This is a genomic window from Pseudobacteroides sp., assembly GCF_036567765.1.
Classification (GTDB): domain Bacteria; phylum Bacillota; class Clostridia; order Acetivibrionales; family DSM-2933; genus Pseudobacteroides.
Genome location: NZ_DATCTU010000006.1, coordinates 68,428 through 86,111 on the forward strand (window position 1 = coordinate 68,428; position 17,684 = coordinate 86,111).

At 36.4% G+C, this 17,684-nt stretch carries 13 protein-coding genes and 1 pseudogene; 4 read left to right on the forward strand and 10 right to left on the reverse strand.

Features of this window, described 5'->3' with window-relative positions:
* Positions 1–5: 5 nt before the first annotated feature.
* The gene (locus VIO64_RS01210) at positions 6–2,201 is read left to right on the forward strand and encodes an MAC/perforin domain-containing protein (protein ID WP_331914406.1); all 2,196 of its coding nucleotides are present in this window, start codon (positions 6–8) and stop codon (positions 2,199–2,201) included.
* A gap of 4 nt (positions 2,202–2,205) precedes the next feature.
* Here VIO64_RS01210 and VIO64_RS01215 read toward each other — a convergent pair whose 3' ends face one another.
* The 6 genes from VIO64_RS01215 to VIO64_RS01240 all read right to left on the reverse strand — a co-directional run bounded on the left by VIO64_RS01215 (position 2,206) and on the right by VIO64_RS01240 (position 9,196).
* The gene (locus tag VIO64_RS01215; protein ID WP_331914408.1) at positions 2,206–2,523 is read right to left on the reverse strand and encodes a hypothetical protein; all 318 of its coding nucleotides are present in this window, start codon (positions 2,521–2,523) and stop codon (positions 2,206–2,208) included.
* Between the two features lie 99 nt (positions 2,524–2,622).
* Positions 2,623–3,702 carry a methyl-accepting chemotaxis protein gene (locus VIO64_RS01220; RefSeq protein ID WP_331914410.1) on the reverse strand — a complete coding sequence of 360 codons (1,080 nt, stop codon included), beginning with the start codon at positions 3,700–3,702 and terminating at the stop codon, positions 2,623–2,625.
* An 883-nt stretch (positions 3,703–4,585) separates the two neighbouring features.
* Positions 4,586–5,674, reverse strand: a complete 1,089-nt coding sequence (locus VIO64_RS01225) for a hypothetical protein (RefSeq protein WP_331914412.1) — start codon at positions 5,672–5,674, stop codon at positions 4,586–4,588.
* Positions 5,675–5,742: 68 nt separating this feature from the next.
* Positions 5,743–6,258, reverse strand: a complete 516-nt coding sequence (locus VIO64_RS01230) for a sigma-70 family RNA polymerase sigma factor (RefSeq protein WP_331914414.1) — start codon at positions 6,256–6,258, stop codon at positions 5,743–5,745.
* A gap of 1,022 nt (positions 6,259–7,280) precedes the next feature.
* Entirely contained in the window at positions 7,281–8,489 is a 1,209-nt protein-coding gene (locus VIO64_RS01235; protein WP_331914416.1) for an agmatine deiminase family protein, read from the reverse strand.
* A 71-nt stretch (positions 8,490–8,560) separates the two neighbouring features.
* Positions 8,561–9,196: a VanW family protein gene (locus VIO64_RS01240; protein WP_331914418.1), complete on the reverse strand. Its 636-nt coding sequence runs from the start codon at positions 9,194–9,196 to the stop codon at positions 8,561–8,563.
* Between the two features lie 249 nt (positions 9,197–9,445).
* Here VIO64_RS01240 and VIO64_RS01245 point away from each other — a divergent pair, with 249 nt between their 5' ends.
* The 3 genes and pseudogenes from VIO64_RS01245 to VIO64_RS01255 form a co-directional block, all read left to right on the forward strand.
* A complete protein-coding gene (locus tag VIO64_RS01245; protein ID WP_331914420.1) occupies positions 9,446–10,411 on the forward strand; it encodes a VanW family protein in 966 nt (321 codons plus the stop codon).
* Positions 10,412–11,052: 641 nt separating this feature from the next.
* Positions 11,053–11,931 (forward strand): L,D-transpeptidase family protein, encoded by an 879-nt coding sequence (locus tag VIO64_RS01250; RefSeq protein ID WP_331914422.1) that lies wholly within the window; start codon positions 11,053–11,055, stop codon positions 11,929–11,931.
* Positions 11,932–12,269: 338 nt separating this feature from the next.
* Positions 12,270–12,479: pseudogene (locus VIO64_RS01255) on the forward strand (IS481 family transposase); the annotation flags it as partial.
* 22 nt (positions 12,480–12,501) lie between these two features.
* On the opposite strand, the gene VIO64_RS01260 reads toward VIO64_RS01255, so the two are convergent.
* The 4 genes from VIO64_RS01260 to VIO64_RS01275 form a co-directional block, all read right to left on the reverse strand.
* The gene (locus tag VIO64_RS01260; protein ID WP_331914424.1) at positions 12,502–13,131 is read right to left on the reverse strand and encodes a DUF169 domain-containing protein; all 630 of its coding nucleotides are present in this window, start codon (positions 13,129–13,131) and stop codon (positions 12,502–12,504) included.
* Positions 13,132–13,304: 173 nt separating this feature from the next.
* Positions 13,305–14,315: an SPL family radical SAM protein gene (locus VIO64_RS01265; RefSeq protein WP_331914426.1), complete on the reverse strand. Its 1,011-nt coding sequence runs from the start codon at positions 14,313–14,315 to the stop codon at positions 13,305–13,307.
* 44 nt (positions 14,316–14,359) lie between these two features.
* Positions 14,360–14,635, reverse strand: a complete 276-nt coding sequence (locus tag VIO64_RS01270; RefSeq protein WP_331914428.1) for a hypothetical protein — start codon at positions 14,633–14,635, stop codon at positions 14,360–14,362.
* Positions 14,636–15,147: 512 nt separating this feature from the next.
* Positions 15,148–16,845: a methyl-accepting chemotaxis protein gene (locus VIO64_RS01275; protein WP_331914430.1), complete on the reverse strand. Its 1,698-nt coding sequence runs from the start codon at positions 16,843–16,845 to the stop codon at positions 15,148–15,150.
* Positions 16,846–17,684 lie beyond the last annotated feature (839 nt).

Genomic DNA, 17,684 nt, shown 5'->3' on the forward strand with positions numbered 1-17,684 from the left:
TATTATTGTTCAAATCAAACGTTCAGATAGGAACATCTGTAAATATTATATATGGTTTCAAGCCTCTGTGGAAGTTTTATGATGAGGATGGATCTCCATTTTTTTCACTTCCTTGTAAGCCAATAAGAACTTCACTTCCTCAGCCAATTTTAGAGCCACAGACATTTTTCAGTTATCCATTAATAACTCTACATGATGAGGTAAAAAGCCTCTTGAGCAGCTTGTTTGAATACAGGGTATTGCCCTTCAAAGGGAAGGAAAAAGTATTTAATATACCTACAGGTCCACTCATACTAGACCATCCTGACAATAGTGAAGTTCTTGGAAAATTAGGAAGCTATATGGGGCTTGATCTTACGCAGGATTGCAGTTATATGCTAGTGAAACTAAGGCGTTTTTCAGGTGAAGCTTCTCATGAAGTGTTACGGGAAACTGGTGCAGTCACATTTGACAAGCAACTGCACCTAACCAAGGAGGGCAGGGTGGCTATGTCAAGGCTTCGGCCCGGAATCAAGCTATGTGAAGGTCTTAAACATGATGCCATAGTCACAGAGAGGCAGGCAGAAGGTTATTTGGATTTTTTTCAGAACTACGGGACTCATTTTGTGTCCAAATTATATTTTGGCGATTATATTTTCCAGGTATTTGCATATTCAAAAGAAAACTTTACAGTACTTAAAGAAGCATTTAAAAATGATTCTGTCAGAAGAGAATTAACAGGATATAGTGCTTTGAGCTGGAATTACTACACAAACCGCAGCTTGGTTGGACAGTATGGCAGAATAATAAGCCACAGTGGTGATAAGCGGTTAAGCCAAACTATTGAGCAAAAAAAATGGCATGATGAAAAGTATGCAAAGTGTGATAGTATTTTCACAGCATTTATAAAATATCCCTATGCACAGACCTCTTTCTTGGGCCAATTTGACAAAATAGTTCCCATTGGGTTTGAATTAACACCTATTAATCGTTTCATAGAAATATTCCGATCATTTTCCTGGCAACGGATTTTAAAGGGTGCACTTATACATCAATATGGTTATGATATTAACCTTTCAGTATCAAGGCTTAGAGGGTATAACTGGGAAGATTTATTGAAGTATAAGAAAGGGGAATACCCTCCGATAATTAGCCAAAGCGAAGACATTGAAATATGCCAGCCTATTGTTGACCTTGGAAAGCTGGAACTCGAAAACCATGCAAAGATAAAAAGCCTGTCGGTTACAGCAGATGTTATGAATGCTTCAAAAAAAGCAGTAATTAATATACCGGGCCGCTCAATTACATTTATATGTCCCTGGCTGGAAGCTGCAGAAGAAAGCCCAGAATCCACAACACTTATGGTTTCCGAAGAGGCTTTTTCCGACTTGAAACTTTATATCGGCATTATGTGGGGCGTAATGCGTGTGGTTAGCGAGGCAGGAAGCCGTCACTATACGCTTTTAGACGGTTTTTGTTTTACAGAAGGACTTTATGACGAGTTATCAAAAAGGAGAAAGATTGAGCTAAAAAACATAAGAAACAGGTTATCTCCACAGCTTTTACTAAAACATTCTGAGAACCTCAAGATTCTGATGGCACAACTTTTACTGTGTTGCAGCAGGAGACATGGCAGTGTCTTTCCAGTGCATTTGGCACATTTTTATCTTAAATGGATGAATGAGCTTTCCTTTAGCTCAGATGAGCTTAAAGCACACATCAAAGGCATTGAAAATATTGCGGCAGCTTTAACTAAAGTGCATTGCAGCATGCAGTCGGCTGAAGAGGACACCTCTACAAAAGATTATATTTCTTGTGCAGGCTGCTTGAACCTCCATAGGGAATGGAAAGTGAAATATAATGAAGCAGCAAGGGATATTTATGTTCAAAAGAAGAATATATTGAGGGAAACAACCGTCACTGGCAATAAAATGCTGAACAGATCATCACTGCAGCAATTAATAGATTGTTTTTTCATTATTTACAGGCTTCGTTCTGAATTGAAGGAGAAAGCTGACGTAAATTCTGCCTATCCGCCAGGTAAAAATGGCTGGGAATTGATTGAGTCAGTAAATCGGTTGCACCTGAAGCAAGTGCAGGCTATGATAGACATGGAAGAAAGCATGAGGGAAGTTTCTAAGGCAGTTGATGCAATGAACTTATGTATGAATATAGACTTCCAGCAAAAGCAGCTTGATTACATGCTCACATGGTTCAAATAAAGTGTTAGAAATTAAATTTTAAAACAGTTTCCTTTAGGTTTCTTGCATCTTCCATACTAATAAGCATTTGTTTATGGACTTCATTCACTTGATCAACAATGCTTGATGTTTTTTCTGCAATATTTTGTGTCCCTGCAGCTCCACTATTTATAGTCATTGAAATTTCACCTATAGCCCTTATGATACTTTCCACATTCACCGACAGCTCTTCAACTGTTGCACTGAAATCAGAAACCAATCTGTCAATAAACATGGCATCTTCACTATATTGTTTTCCAGTTTGCAGCATTTCCTCGTAGTCTCCTATAACATTACTATCCATAAAACTTATAATTTCCCTTGAGCTATCTGACAAATTCTCAACCGATGATATTACTTCCTTTGTAACTCTTTGAATCTCACTAATTGTACTTTTGGAGTCTTAAGCTAGCTTTCTTATTTCGTCTGCAACAACAGCAAACCCTTTTTCCGATTCTCCTGCTCTGGCAGCTTCTATCGCAGCATTGAGAGCAAGAAAGTTGGTCTGAGATGATATTTGCAAAATAGCGTGAGAAAGCACTTTAATCTGGTCAATCGCCTTCGCTTGCTCTAATGCCGATTCCAACTTGTATCTTTGCTTTTCATAAATCTCTTGTGCTGCCTGCTGTGAAGCAACCGCATTGGATTTCAATTCATTGGCTCGGCTACTAATTTCTTTTGCTGCCGCTGACCCTCTTTGAGCTTTTGCAGCTATTGCATCTATTGCAGTTTCTATCTCTTCGGAAGATGTATTTACTTGCTCGGTTGCTGTAGCAGTTTCTTCCATTCCTAAAGAGAGCTGCTGAACTGTATCTGATGTGTCCCCTATATTTGAATTCAGCTCAGTTAAGCATTTTGATACAGTTATCGCGGCCTCTTCAACACTATCAGAGCAATTATTGATATCAATCATAATAGACCTAAGATTAGTGATAAACTTGTTAACACTTGTTGAAAGATTGCCAATTTCATCCTTCGAGTAAACATGAATTTGTTGCGTTAAGTCGCCTCCATTTTCAGCTAGTGAATTAAGCTCTTTCTCCAGCAGCATGATGGGTTTTATTATGATTTTTGATATGGATAACCATACAATAACGATTACTGTAATTAATGCAAATAATGAAACTATTAATACTTCACTATTTATTATTTCGGCAGTTTTATCAAACTCTCCCATGACTTGATTACCATCGTCCGGACCCCCATCGATATAGGCCTTAACCATTCTCTTTCCCATTTCATAATACGGTTCAAAATCTTTTCTAATTTTATCAAGTTCTTTCTTTTGCTCTGGATTAATCTTTATAAGCTCATTAAGAGTTGTCTTTACATTTTGTGCATATTTATCTGCTTCATTAAACCCGTCGTCGAATCCTTCAGCAGCCCTTGCAGCACTAATATCTGTAATCCACTGCTGTACCTGTACAACATTAAGTTTTAAATCATCAGACTTCGATAAAGTGGTGAAGAATTTTCCATTCATTTCGTTCACCATCTTTAGATTGTTTTTAGCTGTAATAAACTGAGTACAAATAATGAGAATAAAAAAACATTAAAGCAAATATAGGTAACATTAATTTGACCTTTATACTTTTCATTAGCATCTCATCCTTTTTATGTATTTTTGTTTTTGGAATTATGTTAACTAATATCTATTATGTATTTTTACAAGGCATAGAACAACAAAATTCGACATACTTCTACATTCAACATTCGGTAATCCGCATTAAGGTAATTACCCCAATTATTGTGTGCATTATAGCATCCACAGCCATTCACCATTAAGTCTCATGCTGCTACTCTTATCAAAATTCCAACAGGAAAGGTGAAGTGAAATAGCAAAAAAGTGTAAAGATAAAAATTAAAATTTCTAGTATTTATGAAGGTTCATCACGGGATACCTCATTTTTTATATTGGCATATGTCAGTATATCGGCTAAACCTTACGAATTGTAAGGATATGATATGAATTAACGCTGTTGGTAAATTTCATGAAAATCCTTACTTAGTTGAATTATCACTGTGTCCATAAGAGATTATTTGAATATAAAGCAGTATGATGAGCAGGCTAAAAATATAATAGGGGTATCGGCAGTTTTTTGGGGAAATTGTACGCTAAGCTGAAAAAGCAGTTATTGCAATGCTTTTAATCGTGGGAATATTAGATATAAGATATAGATTTTCTAAGCGTTTAAGCCCTTAGCGTACAAAATTAGCAAAAACTGCTTATACCCTAAGAAGGTCTCGGTTTTGCCTCTTCATGAATAATTGGTTTATACTTAAAAAAACACTCCGGCAGTCTTTATCATATCTGCCGGAGCGGTCATATTCAATTCATGATGATGTGTGCATCTGCTTACCCAAAATTATTTTATCTGCGAATAATCAAATGAATCCGCAAATTCCTGTAAAACCTCAGCCGTGATGCTTCCTGAAACTAATGAGCCGTTTCCTTCTGTTCCAGAAAGTACGTTTATGACAGCATAAGAATTTTTCAGATCTGCAATAACCAGAGATTTACTCCCACTGAGTGCCAGTGAGACCTTTACACCGCTGCTTGTTTTATATGTCCACTCTTTATAGACATTTGCCTCACCGATGTTAAGATACGTAGAGGAAAAAGTACCTTTCACATAGTTTCCGAACTGGTAGGCAATCCTCGATCTGTTTTTCAATATCGCTTCACCATCGAATTGAAAAGTACCGTCGTTGTAAACATAGCCTCCCAAGACCGTATTTGCATTTCCAATAAAATCACCCGCATCTGCCTGTTTGATTAATTCTTCACGGCTATCAATAACTGTCATGGAATTATGCAATGTCAGTCCATATTTTTTAACAATCTCCTCCAGTTTATCTGCCATTTCCTGAGTGTATACCAGATACATCGGGTATTTCTTAGTAATTTCATTGGAACCGTTCCCTACCGCATTCAGAAGGCTGTGATCAGTGTCATATCCGGTACAAAATAAATTCCATGCAGCACTGGCTTTGTATTCATTACTGTCGGGATACCCCTGTAGAGCAATTAATTCCGGTTCTTTTTTTCCATTGTCTACGATAGGTGCTGCTACATCCGAGGTAGCAGCAGTCTCACCACGAGAATCCGAATCACTCATATTTTTTGTCACAGCAACTCCGTTATCATTGTTTTTGATAACCAAATCTTTGATACCAAACCAGCGTGTAGCCAGCGTAGTAATACCAAGTACTGCGATAACAGCTGCGATAGCAGCTATACTGATAATCTTCTTCGTATTCATAGATTTTTGACCTCCTGATTTTTGTTTGCTTCTGTCTTTGATTTTTTCAAAAAACTGGTCTGGCATTACAGTGTCCGCTTCCATGCTACCTTGCAAATGAAACAATTTATCTGAAATTTCATCTGCTTTTTCGATATTGTCACATAGGACAGCCGTATCCAATTCCTTCATGAGTTGTGAAATATTATCCATATGAATTACCTCAACTTTCTCAGTAAAGCACCTTACACTGATATATATCTAAATTTACCTAATGTAACTTATTTATCATCAAGTTTTAAATTTTTGACTATACCCTGTATTCCCCGCTTAAGTCTTACCAGCCGCATACGCATTGCTGTTTCACTGATGCCCTGCTCCGAAGCAATTTCTTTAATTGATTTACGCTCTATGTAACGTTGAGTATAAAGCTTATGCTGATTTGAATTCAAACTTCCAATCACTTGCCCGGTATAAGCCGTCTCATCAATTTTCCGGTCTATATCCATTAAGAGTTTTTCACATAAGTCAGTATCGTTGTCAGCAATATTTTCAGACAGATATTCCATTGTAGAAATCCTATGCTGCTTTAAATATGTAAGCGTAAGATTCCGTGCCGTCCTGTACAAAAATGCAGGCGGTTTTTCATGATGCAAAAAGGCTTCGCCTTTTTCATAGGCAACTGTGAAGACGTCCTGGATTAAATCCTCAGTAGACTCCCTGCTTCCGGTCATCGTAAATATGTATTTATATATTCTTTTATAGTTTTCCTTGCAAAGTTCCTCAAAACTTCTCATTCGGCCCACCTCTACTATATTTATATCCTATTTTGATTAATGTAACAAAAATTTTTGCTTTAAAACAGGGCACAAATTGTTCCAGTCCATCCATCATATTACTTCTATTAATTCAATAGATCGGTTCCTTAATTAATTTCTTGCTTTCCAACTGGGGTATCGGCAGTTTTTTGCGGAAATTGTACGCTAAGCTGAAAAGGAGTTATTGTAATACTTTTTGTTGTGGGAATCAATCTGCCACCTAAAGGTATACAGATTGGCTATCTCCAATGCAGTTAAATCAAATCTGTTGGTTAATATATATACTGGGCAGCCTTCCTTCTCATTATATACAAGTAACCCGCCGTAAGGGATTCTTCATTTTCTTTCCGTTAGCTTCATTCCCTACAAGAATGATTGTATCGGATAAGAGATTATCTTCTCCACTCGGTAACGGATTCTCTTTTAAAACTTCTATTGTAGCATTGATTTTCATCCTTGTTATGAAACGCCAGAACGATAAGTGTAATATAATTTTGCACCTAAACCATTATCTGAAGCTATTGGATCATCAGAAGATGTTGAACATTCGCATTTATAAAATCCCCCAAAGTTTTTAGAAAAACCCATCTTGTTATATTATTCCTGTTAGATGGTGCTCCACTAGCTGCGTCATAATCTACATCTATAGAGAGTAAAATCTATCGCTGTAAACTGCCATCCAAAAGTTCCATAATAAAGTGGTATAGCAAGTGAAACTGGATCGTCACTTTCTTCTGGTGTTATACTTTTGGTGCTTTCAAATTCAGAATCAGCACTTATAAGTTTATATATACATCCTAGAGGACTTTTACGGCTATATGGTCACCGGAACACCAATAATCATATAAAAATAAGAGCGTTTGTGAAAAAACACGGGTTAATGATTATATGCTGATATACCATTTTTGAGGACTTTTCTATACGGAATGGTGTTAGATTGAAGCAGCGAATAAGGTCTACCCCCTTATTCGCCTTATTAAATTAGTAGCCGTGCTCTGACTTTACTCAGCAGGCATATGCTGGGTTATACAATGGAGCCCTCCGCCCCAGAGGTTTACATTTTCAGAATCTATACCGATTATTTGCCTTCCGGGAAATACTCCGCGGAATATATCGATGACACCGTTTTCAGTGTCCCTCAGTTCAGTAGAAAGCCCGGATTTCCAATAGGATTGAAATAAAACAGCACCATTTGTAGCAGCATAGTTCAAATAACTGCGTATGGGTGTTTTGCCTTCTTCATTTGGTTTACCGTAGACCATTGGCGGCATAGGTATCCTTATAATGCGAAATGGTTTACCGTCCTGATCGGTTGAATTCTTAAGTATATTATAATTTTCTTCAAGCCTTAAATATGATTCGTTTGTGTAATTGTTTGCATATCTGTCTCCGGGTAATACCTGTGCCAGAAGTATTGTATTAGGACTGGCGAACCTTGCTATTTCATTTATATGGCCGCTTGTAATTCTGTCATCTTCCGCAAGGCCTTTTTTAAGCCAAATTATTTTCTTTAGCCCGAAAACTCTTTTGTATTCGTTCTCAATCTGCTGTTTTGTCATATCGGGATTGCGCTTCAGTACAACAGATTCAGTTGTCATCAAGGTACCTTTCCCGTTTGATTCTATTGCACCGCCCTCGGATATAAGGCTGGTAGCTATAACAGGAAGATTGAACCTTTGAGCTACAAGCCTATCTACCTGGCCTTCTACATTGATATAGTCCTGGCTTCCATCCCGGCTGTAATTGTTAAAACCGAAATCTACAACATTAAGCTTGTTATTGGCGTTCATTACAAAGACCGGACCTACATCCCGGGTCCAGATAGACATATGGTTGATATCGTAAAAGCTTACACTTGTGCCTGTATAGCCGCTTGATTTGAGTAAAGCCTTTATTTGTGAGATTTCATCCTTGCTTCTTGTCATTACATTGACCCTGATAAACGGATCAATAGCTTTTATAACATTTATGATTACAGGGCTTACAGGATGATTGCCGACGTTATAGGCTTCCGATGGCCACTGTAGCCAAATGGCCTGCTGTTTTTCAAATTCACCGGGAAGTCTGTAGGAAGCAGGAGTATTCCCGGAGTTATATTCAAGCTTTTTGATATTGTTGTTTCTCTTTTGCGGCTGGTATTTCCACACACCTGCTAACAGAAACAGCAAGCATATCGGAATGATTATTAAAATTGTAGATATCCTTTTCATTTTATCCCTACCTTTTTGATTATAAACAACTTTTGTTGATGGGTTAAAAAGTTGTTTGCTGTTTGTTTAAATTAGGCTTTGAAAATTGTTACAAATACTTTGCCACCTGTTATGCCTGCTTCAATTATAACAGGGTAATCCTTCGAGTTACGGAATTTGAAATCCATGGTTCCATAGCTGACAGCAGCATCATTCCCTCGGGAAACATAATGGACATCTTTACTGTGTGGATGCCTTTCCACGATTTCCAAACCGGATTTTATAGCAGCATTGTAAAGGGTGCTGCTTAACTGGCAAACACCTCCGCCTATAGCTTCTTTCCTCTTTCCATTCATGATAATTTTTGCCTTTTCATACCCATCCTCTAAGGACCTTTTTCCAACAACCATGTTAAAGGAAAAAACTTCTCCCGATTCAACTTTGAAGCCGCTTATTTTACTGGCAGCGATTGATATATTATTAACCCTGTCAGGGTCTTTATCAAGCAAAGTTGTTTCAAAACCGGCAATAGGCACTCTTTCGCCGGTGGACAAATTCCTGTTCTCCGTGGGACTGGGTTTAGGTGACTGAACATTACCGGTGGATGAGGCATTTCCAGGGTTGAACTTTTCCTGCTCTGCTATTGGGTTTTGGGCTCTGCATGAAATTTGAGTTATAGCATTAAGAATAAGTAATATGGCAATTAAAATGTATTTGAATTTACTCAATGTATATCACCTCTTTTATTAGTATTTTTCAGGCAATTGATATAATTCGAGGTAAGTGTTTCAAAAAGATGTGTATTTATGCAATGCAGTGATATAAAGGGAGATGAGGTTAAGAGATATCTGATTTTTGATATTGTTTTTGAATACCTAGATAAAGGCAGGAAGTGGAAAGTGTATTTTCTCTTCTAATACAAATAATATAAAGACAGTAGAAATATATACTGAAATTTACAAGAATGGTGAATCAAATTGATTAAAGAAAGATTAAAATTAATATCCCTGCTAATAATTTCATTCTTGCTTCTATTGCTTGTATCATGCTCTGCACATACCCCGTCTGATAAAGGTAAACTAAAAAGTGCGGAGCCGCAGAACAAGATGGAATCACAAAAACGTATGTCAGCTGAAGGTAATCCGGGTATATTGAAGGAAACAGAAAAAAATTTAACATCAGGAGTTGCAACGCAAGTACCATGGGAAAATGACGAAGGTTTCAAATCTGCACAGCAGAAAAAAGGTACATCTGAAATGCTGGCTGCTTACCGTACCGTACTGAAAGACCCTCTTTCCGGTGAAGAAGAGAATGTACACCTGGCTGCCCGCTATCTTGCAGGTAATATGGTAGAACCGGGACAGGTTTTTTCACAAAACCGGCAAATCGGCCCATATACGGAAGAGAGAGGGTTCAAAACCGGACCGACTTATAGCGGGGCAAATCTTGTAAATACTGTCGGTGGAGGGGTGTGCAAGATAGCATCTACCCTGTATAACGTAGTCGTTTTAAGCAATCTCCAGGTTGTTGAGAGGCATAACCACAGCATGCCGGTTCCTTATGTCCCTTATGGCCAGGATGCTACTGTATTCTATGGGCAAAGTGATTTTAAATTTAAAAATGATACCGGTTCTCCTATATTAATTTGGGCACAAGGCATAGACAATATACTTTATATAGGATTTTACAGTAAAGAAAAGGCTCCAAGGGTAGAATGGCATCATGAGATAACAAATAAGCAAGCGGCACCGACTATCTACCGTAATAATACATTATTACCTGCGAACAGTGAAAAGAAGGTGGCAGAGGGAATGGACGGTGCAACAGTAAAATCATGGGTTACAATAGAAAAACAGGACGGAACAAAAACGGATAAGCAACTAGGAAAAAGCTATTACAAGCCTTTCCCCAATATTGTTGAAAAAGGCATTGTGGTAAAGTAGGCCGATAAATAATAAAAACCTTCTTTCCTTGGAGCTGCTGATATGCTGCCTATATGGTAGACAGTTTAAATAATAAAACTGTCACTACAAAATCATCATCAAAAGTTTTTGCTAATTGCTGGAATGTCCGCTTTTCCTGCTGGTCTTCGGTTTCTAATGCAAAAATTTCACTATGACGGATGCACCTTGAACCGTTGAGATTGCCTTTAATGTTTAAAAGTCACATATCGCTATTGTTTACATAAAATGTAGCAGATTCTTTTCTAATACTTATATGTTTTTATATCAAAACTTGGTATTGTGAGCACTTTCGACGTTGTTTACTATAAATACTATAGTTTTTGGTAATTAAGTTAACTGTTCCGTTGCCACAAACACCCCTTACACCCCCACATATTAAATAAATAGTACGGTAATTCACCGCCCTTTTTGCACAATATATAAAGAATGAGTATTGAGAGATTTAGATTTACAGCCATCAACATTGACCTCCATTAACATCAGTGTCTAAATTTGGTAAAAACGCACTTAGCAAAATCAATGCCAGGTTCTGTTATTGATTCCTTATATTCCATTAGTTTTTAAAGTTATTTTGTGTTACAATATCCTCCGGTTAATCTATAGGAGGTGAAATAGTTTAGATGAGGTCAATAATAAAAAGGTTAACTTTTATAATCCCCGTATCCCTTTTAGTAGTTATTTTACTTGGATTTTCGCCATATTATGTAACAACAGGAAGTACTGGGGAGGTAGCAAGGGATAGGGGGTATTCATCAATATTTATAGGCAATAATCCTAAGTATTCAGATAGTAAGAATGGGACTCAAATTAATATAAAACCTGATGAGTATTTGATTAAAAAAGATGATTCTTTATTATCAATATCAAAGAATTATAAAATTACACCAAGTGAGTTAAAGTGGATTAATAAACCAAATCTAAAAGTTGAAAAAGGAAATATTATTAAAATCCCTGTAATAGAGAAAAAATCCCTTAGAGATATAATAAATGCCAAGGGAATAGATATTAACGTTGCACCTTTGGAGATCCGGGTTAATAAGACTGATCATGTACTGGGTGTTTTTTCTAATGGAATTTTACTAAAATCATACCATATGGAAATTGGTGATAACGGATTAAATGATAAAGAGGTTGTAGGTGATCATAAAACTCCTGAGGGAACATTTTATATAACTGAGAAATCAGTTTTAAGTCCTGAGGATTATTACCTTGGATCAAGATGGATGAGGCTTAGTTATCCAAACGTAGAAGATGCAGAACGTGGATTGCAAAATGGTATAATTAACAATGGAACCTATAATAAGATAAAAAATGCGATTAATAACTTGGAAACTCCTCCCCAGGAAACAGATTTGGGAGGAAGTGTGGGTATTCATGGAGGAAGTAAAGAAACCTTTGGCAGTAACTGGACTTGGGGATGTGTTGGTTTAAAAAATAGTGATATAGAAGACTTCTTTGATTTTATAAATATTGGTGCTAAAGTAATGATTGAAAGATAGGTGAGTAATTTTAACTTGAAATGTTTATAATAATTCTAGAAATAAAAACATTTATTTTGAGTAACACATACATTGTTGTAAAAAATAGATGTGCCACTTTGTATTATAGCATTATCTGCTAGAGAATTAACTTGACTTGACAGTGCATGAATAGGGTATGGGAAATACCTCTCCTGGCAGCAATCAAACGTAAAAAGGAGAGGAAAACTATGACAGTACAAGACAGGATAGTTAAGAACAAGACGAGCCTATTAGAGTTGGCAGAATATTTACAAAATGTCAGCGAAGCGTGTAAAATCCATGGTGTTAGCAGACAACATTTTTATGATATAAAACAAGTAACTGCAGCAGATGTACTCAATGATAGAGTAATACCATTCTTTGAGAGTCACATGATACCTGTTATGAGAATACTTACCGATATAGGTGCAGAGTATTGCGGAGCTCAGGAGAAACACTTATATGAATTATTCTTGCAAATGAATGATATAGATCACACAATGACTAAGGCAAAAAGCCCACAAACCAATGGTATCTCTAAGAGATATGATTTCCTATGTGCGGTGGAATCTACTCAAGCCTATTCTTAACGCCTTCCCAGGTTTTTGCCTGAAAAAAGCAATCTCTTGAGTTTTCCTCCATTCTGAGATAATCCTCATATGGTACTGTAATGGCGAAAGCATCAGCCTCAAACACCGGTCTGGCCCAAATGTTCACCAGACCCACCACTGCCCTTGGTTTGTCTCTTCTTAATTCGTTTAACGGTATTTTTACCAACGAACTGCATCCTGAAGTCATAGGTGTAATAACATTATCAACAAAACTTGATTCATAAGAGAAAAGAGAAATCAAGGCGGAGATTTGATCAGGATTCCCTAAGAAAACGACTAGTTTCGGCTCTTCATTGTTTAATATCTCCACAGGCTTAAACACAATATATTTTGCATTGTGTACATTTTTAGGAAGCCCCTCATAATAAGCTTTTGCAATTTCAGGATTCTTTTTCAACCTTTCACCATGGGGAAAGCCTTCCCCTCTTCCGCAGGACAAGAAACACTCAATTCCACCAGGTATAGATGGAGAATCTGTAAATCCCAATCCTGCTTTCATGCCTGGACACCCCTTGGACTCACTGCTTAGGCATACTGCTTTTCCGGTAAGTGATTCTTTAAGAGCAGGCAATGAACATATACCTTTCATAACATATATTTGTATTTAACATTCCGCACCGCCTTTTCACTGAATATATTGTAGATTATTGTATTACTATATAATATCAAAAAGGCTATAGATTTCTCAAGACACAAACACCAAGTTATAGTAAAATTTTCCTGAAGCAGCTATATGGAAGAAGATATTTTATAATGTGGGGTTCATACAATGTAGCTTATTGAGGCCTCTGGCAAATACTTCCCAATAAACCCTCTTATAACATCCTCCGCAGGGTTTCTAATTTCATTGCGATAGGTGTACTTTCCTGGCCCCTTAGGTTTCATCTTTTCTTTATCCAATAAATTTACCGCATTGGGCATACATTCCGTATTAATATAGAAATTAGGCAATCCATAGGTCATAAATATAACTTCTACAAACAATTGCTCTTTAAGTTCCGGCAATAAAAGCTCTTTAACTTCCCTGAACATATTTTCATACATCTCTTCCCAACCTTCCTCCAGAATTATGGGAGCAATATTCAATCCTATCCTATATCCAGCTTCAAACATTTTGTTGGCAGCAGCAATTCTATCCTTAAGTCTGCTGGTGCCGAATTCAACCTTTCTAATAATCTCTTGAGGGTTTACTGAAATCCGCATCTGCGTGTGTCCATTATGATCAGCTGTCAGAAGATCATCCACAGCATCAAACTTTGTAGCAAAAGTAACAGTTGCATTTTCCAGTTTCCCAAACTGCTCAATTGCCCATTTCAAGTTTCCTGTAATGGTATTTTCCAGTACCATGTCAGAATTGCATCCTAGCTCATAGACTTTATGTTCCCCTGACTTCTTAATCATTTTTTTCACTTTACCCAGCATTTCATCTCTATTCATAAATATCCGCAGGTAAGAGTTTGTGTTGAAATTGCAAACCAAATAGCAGTAAAGACACGAAGCAGTGCAACCACTGGAGGTGAAGGGCACAATAAAATCCGCACTCTTATCGTTTGGGGTCAAATTAACGGTTTTTCTTGTCCCTAATATCAGGTATTTTTTCATTTTAGTAAATTCCTTATTAGGTCGACATCTCAGTTCCTCAATTTTATGATGAGCATTAATTGGGATAAGCGGAATATCCATTTTTTTATATCTTTCCAACAACTCTTTTCCCTGTTCATATTCCTCTACCACTTCTTCATAATACACTCTTAATGGTATAAAAGACTTCATACTGGCTACTCCTTGGCAAAAACGTTTTTTATATTATTGCCGTTTTAGCCTAAAGTATGCCTTCCTGCAATGTAACTGTACCTTACATCAGCACTTCTTTCGATTAATGTATACTTTGAGTCTATTTCAATTAGGTTCTCTTGTTTGATAAAACCTTTTATCCCTTCTTTTGTTTGGATGTCTACCCATTTGATTTCATATGTTCCCACTCTGGGATTTAATATATCAAATTTCTCTCCAACCTGTAACAGAGTAATAGTCTTTGATGCTGACGAACGATTTTCTTTTAATTCAACATCCTTAATCACAATACCCTTCAAAAAAATCACTCCAATATTTTTTGATTTTGTAATACTGTCATTTATGCATAATATTCAATATCACATACCGTGAAAAATCGCTGATTGCTTGCCTAATATCCATTATAATCATTTTGCATTAATTTGTCTTAATTTGTTTAACTTCCAAATTTAACAAGTTCTTAATATAACGCCTAAAATCACCTACAAGGGCAGATTGCACATACCATATAAACAGATACAGCAGTAGAGTATGGATTTATTGCTAACATATGTCCGAGTTCTGCAAAGCTTAGCCTTGTCAGTGTTAATCGAATTTATGGATAAGTACGGATCAAGATAAAAAAATCTTCATCTGGGCCTTCAGGGTGTATTATAAAGATATAGGCCGCTTGCTTCTGTTAGCCAATCTGGCTGGCCTCCAAATTTAGTTACAGGCGTTTTTATAACTCCTGAAACAACTACAGGAACACTTCTCTTCCTGTCATGCTTTTTGAGAAATGTCCCTGCAATTTTGAAAATTTAATAATATGTTATACACTAAACTTTAAAACAGTTTCTTTTAATTTCCTTGCATCTTCCATGGTGATAAGCATTCGTTTCTGCACTTCATTCACTTCAATAACTATCTGCGATGTTTTCTCTGCAATATTTTGCGTTCCAGCAGCTCCTCTATTTACAGTCATAGAAATTTCGTTTATAGCCTTTATAATACCTTCCACATTTGCCGACAACTCTTCAGTTGTTGTGCTAAAATCTGAAACTAAACTATCAATGAACTCAGCATCTTCGCTATACTGTTTCCCAGTCTGTAGCATACTCTGGTAATCCCTTTTGACATTACTGTCCATGAAATTCATAATTGTCCTTGAGCTGTCTGACAAGTTCTCGACTGATGATACAACTTCCTTTGTAACTCTTTGTATCTCATTGATTGTGCTTTTGGAGTCTTCAGCCAATTTTCTTATTTCGTCTGCAACAACCGCAAAGCCTTTCCCAGCTTCTCCTGCTCGTGCTGCTTCTATCGCAGCGTTGAGAGCAAGGAGGTTGGTTTGAGATGATATTTGCAGTATGGCATCGGAGAGTGCTCTTATCTGCTCAATTGCTTTTGCCCGCTCTAATGCAGATTCCAGCTTATTCCTCTCTTTATCATAAATTTCTTGAGTAGCTTGCTGTGATTCAAATGCACTGGATTTAAGTTCATTTGCCCTTATACTAATCTCTCTTGATGCAATTGTCCCTTCTTGAGCTTTTGCTGTTATTGCATCTATTGCAGTTTCCATTTCAGCAGAAGATGCATTCATCTGCTCTGCGGTTGCAGCTGTTTCTTCCATTCCTGATGATAGTTGTTGAACCGTTGCCGATGTAACTTCGATATTTGAATTCAGGTCGGTTAAACATTTGGATATAGCATCTGCTGCTTCTCCGACACTGGTGGAGCAATTATTCACATCAATAATGATGGACCTGATATTGGCAATAAATTTATTAATGCTTAAAGCAAGTTCGCCAATCTCATCTTTTGAGTAAGTATGAATTTGCCGGGTCAAGTCGCCACCATTTTCAGCAAGTGCATTTAGTTCTTTTTTAAATAGCGTGATGGGTTTAATAATGATTTTTGTTATTGATAACCATACTAATGCAGTTGCTATTAATAATGCCAATACGGAAATTATTAATGAAAATATTGCTTTTTGGGTAGATTTTTCAATATTATTAATAGTTGATTCTACATTAATTCTAGATTTATCTTTGAAAAAATCTACACTACTATTAATCTTCTTTGCTGCTTTATCAAACTCCCCCATGATTTGATTGCCTTCATCCGGCCCACCATTTATATAAGCATTAGCCATTCTTTTTCCCAATTCATAATATGGATCAAAATCTTCTCTTATTTTATCCAGTTCTTTTTTTTGTCCAGGGTTTATTTCAATAAGTACATTAAGAGTTGTTTTTACATTTTGTGCATACTTCTCAGCTTCTTCGAATCCATCATCGAATCCTTTTGCAGCCCTTGTAGTGCTAATATCTGTTAGCCATTGCTGTACTTGTACAACACTAAGTTTTAGATCCTCTGACTTTGATAAAGTAGTAAAGGATTTTTCATTCATTTCTTTTACCATCTGAAGATTGTTTTTGACTGTAATGAATTGGATACAAATAATAAAAATAAAAAAAATCATTATGGCAATTACAGGTAACATTAATTTGTACTTTATACTTTTCATCAGCATCTCTTCCTTAAATGAATATTTTATATTTGGATATTAGAACAACAAAACTTGATATATATATCGGATAGTTTACATAATATAATTAGTTCACTTATATTAGAAGCTTATAAAAAAGCTCTAGTACAATTATAAGTTTCCATTCTTCAACTTTAATATCACATGACCAATTCAATGGAACATAAACAGAATGTATAAATCTGTAGTGAAAACATGAACCATACCATTGCCATAAACATCCTAACCCTTTATAAAACTTCTTTTTGTACTTGACTTTTTCAACTTTATAATTGGGATAATATTGGTGAAGATTTTTTTCTTGACAAATTGGACAAATATCCTCTAAATTTATTGTAAGAATGTTGTTTTCAAATATTTTCTCCATAAGTCCATATAATCATCTAGAATTTCATGCCACTAGTTTATTCTTCATAGTCAATGCCCCTTCTTGACTTTATTGGCAATTTACACATTTATCATCCAAAGACCGCTTTTTCCCCACCCTTTAGCAATCATTACAGACAATGCACCCATTAAAATACAAAAATGTGCCATGTTTAGGGCATTTGGGGAAACCTTCTGGAATAATAAACCCAGGGTCATTACTTTCTTCTTTCCAAGAATGATACGCCTCTTTATCAATATATGCTGGGTCGAAATTTACAATTAATTTTTTAAATGTATCTATGTAGGAAAATAGTCCATCTTAAGCGATATATATCGGCAATTTCCTCAGCAGAGAGATCAAAACGATTTGTAACTATATTAAACGGTTCTCTATTTGAGGAGTCAATTACCTGGATAATCCTTAAAGAATGCTGCATTTTTGTACTTTG

Coding starts and splice junctions, on each gene's coding strand:
- VIO64_RS01230 (WP_331914414.1), bottom strand. CDS start 6,258: ATGAGAAGTTTTGAGGAACTTTGCAAGGAAAACTATAAAAGAATATAT.
- VIO64_RS01265 (WP_331914426.1), bottom strand. CDS start 14,315: ATGAAGTCTTTTATACCATTAAGAGTGTATTATGAAGAAGTGGTAGAG.
- VIO64_RS01235 (WP_331914416.1), bottom strand. CDS start 8,489: ATGAAAAGGATATCTACAATTTTAATAATCATTCCGATATGCTTGCTG.
- VIO64_RS01260 (WP_331914424.1), bottom strand. CDS start 13,131: ATGAAAGGTATATGTTCATTGCCTGCTCTTAAAGAATCACTTACCGGA.
- VIO64_RS01220 (WP_331914410.1), bottom strand. CDS start 3,702: ATGAATGGAAAATTCTTCACCACTTTATCGAAGTCTGATGATTTAAAA.
- VIO64_RS01225 (WP_331914412.1), bottom strand. CDS start 5,674: ATGGATAATATTTCACAACTCATGAAGGAATTGGATACGGCTGTCCTA.
- VIO64_RS01215 (WP_331914408.1), bottom strand. CDS start 2,523: ATGGATAGTAATGTTATAGGAGACTACGAGGAAATGCTGCAAACTGGA.
- VIO64_RS01275 (WP_331914430.1), bottom strand. CDS start 16,845: ATGAAAAGTATAAAGTACAAATTAATGTTACCTGTAATTGCCATAATG.
- VIO64_RS01250 (WP_331914422.1), top strand. CDS start 11,053: ATGAGGTCAATAATAAAAAGGTTAACTTTTATAATCCCCGTATCCCTT.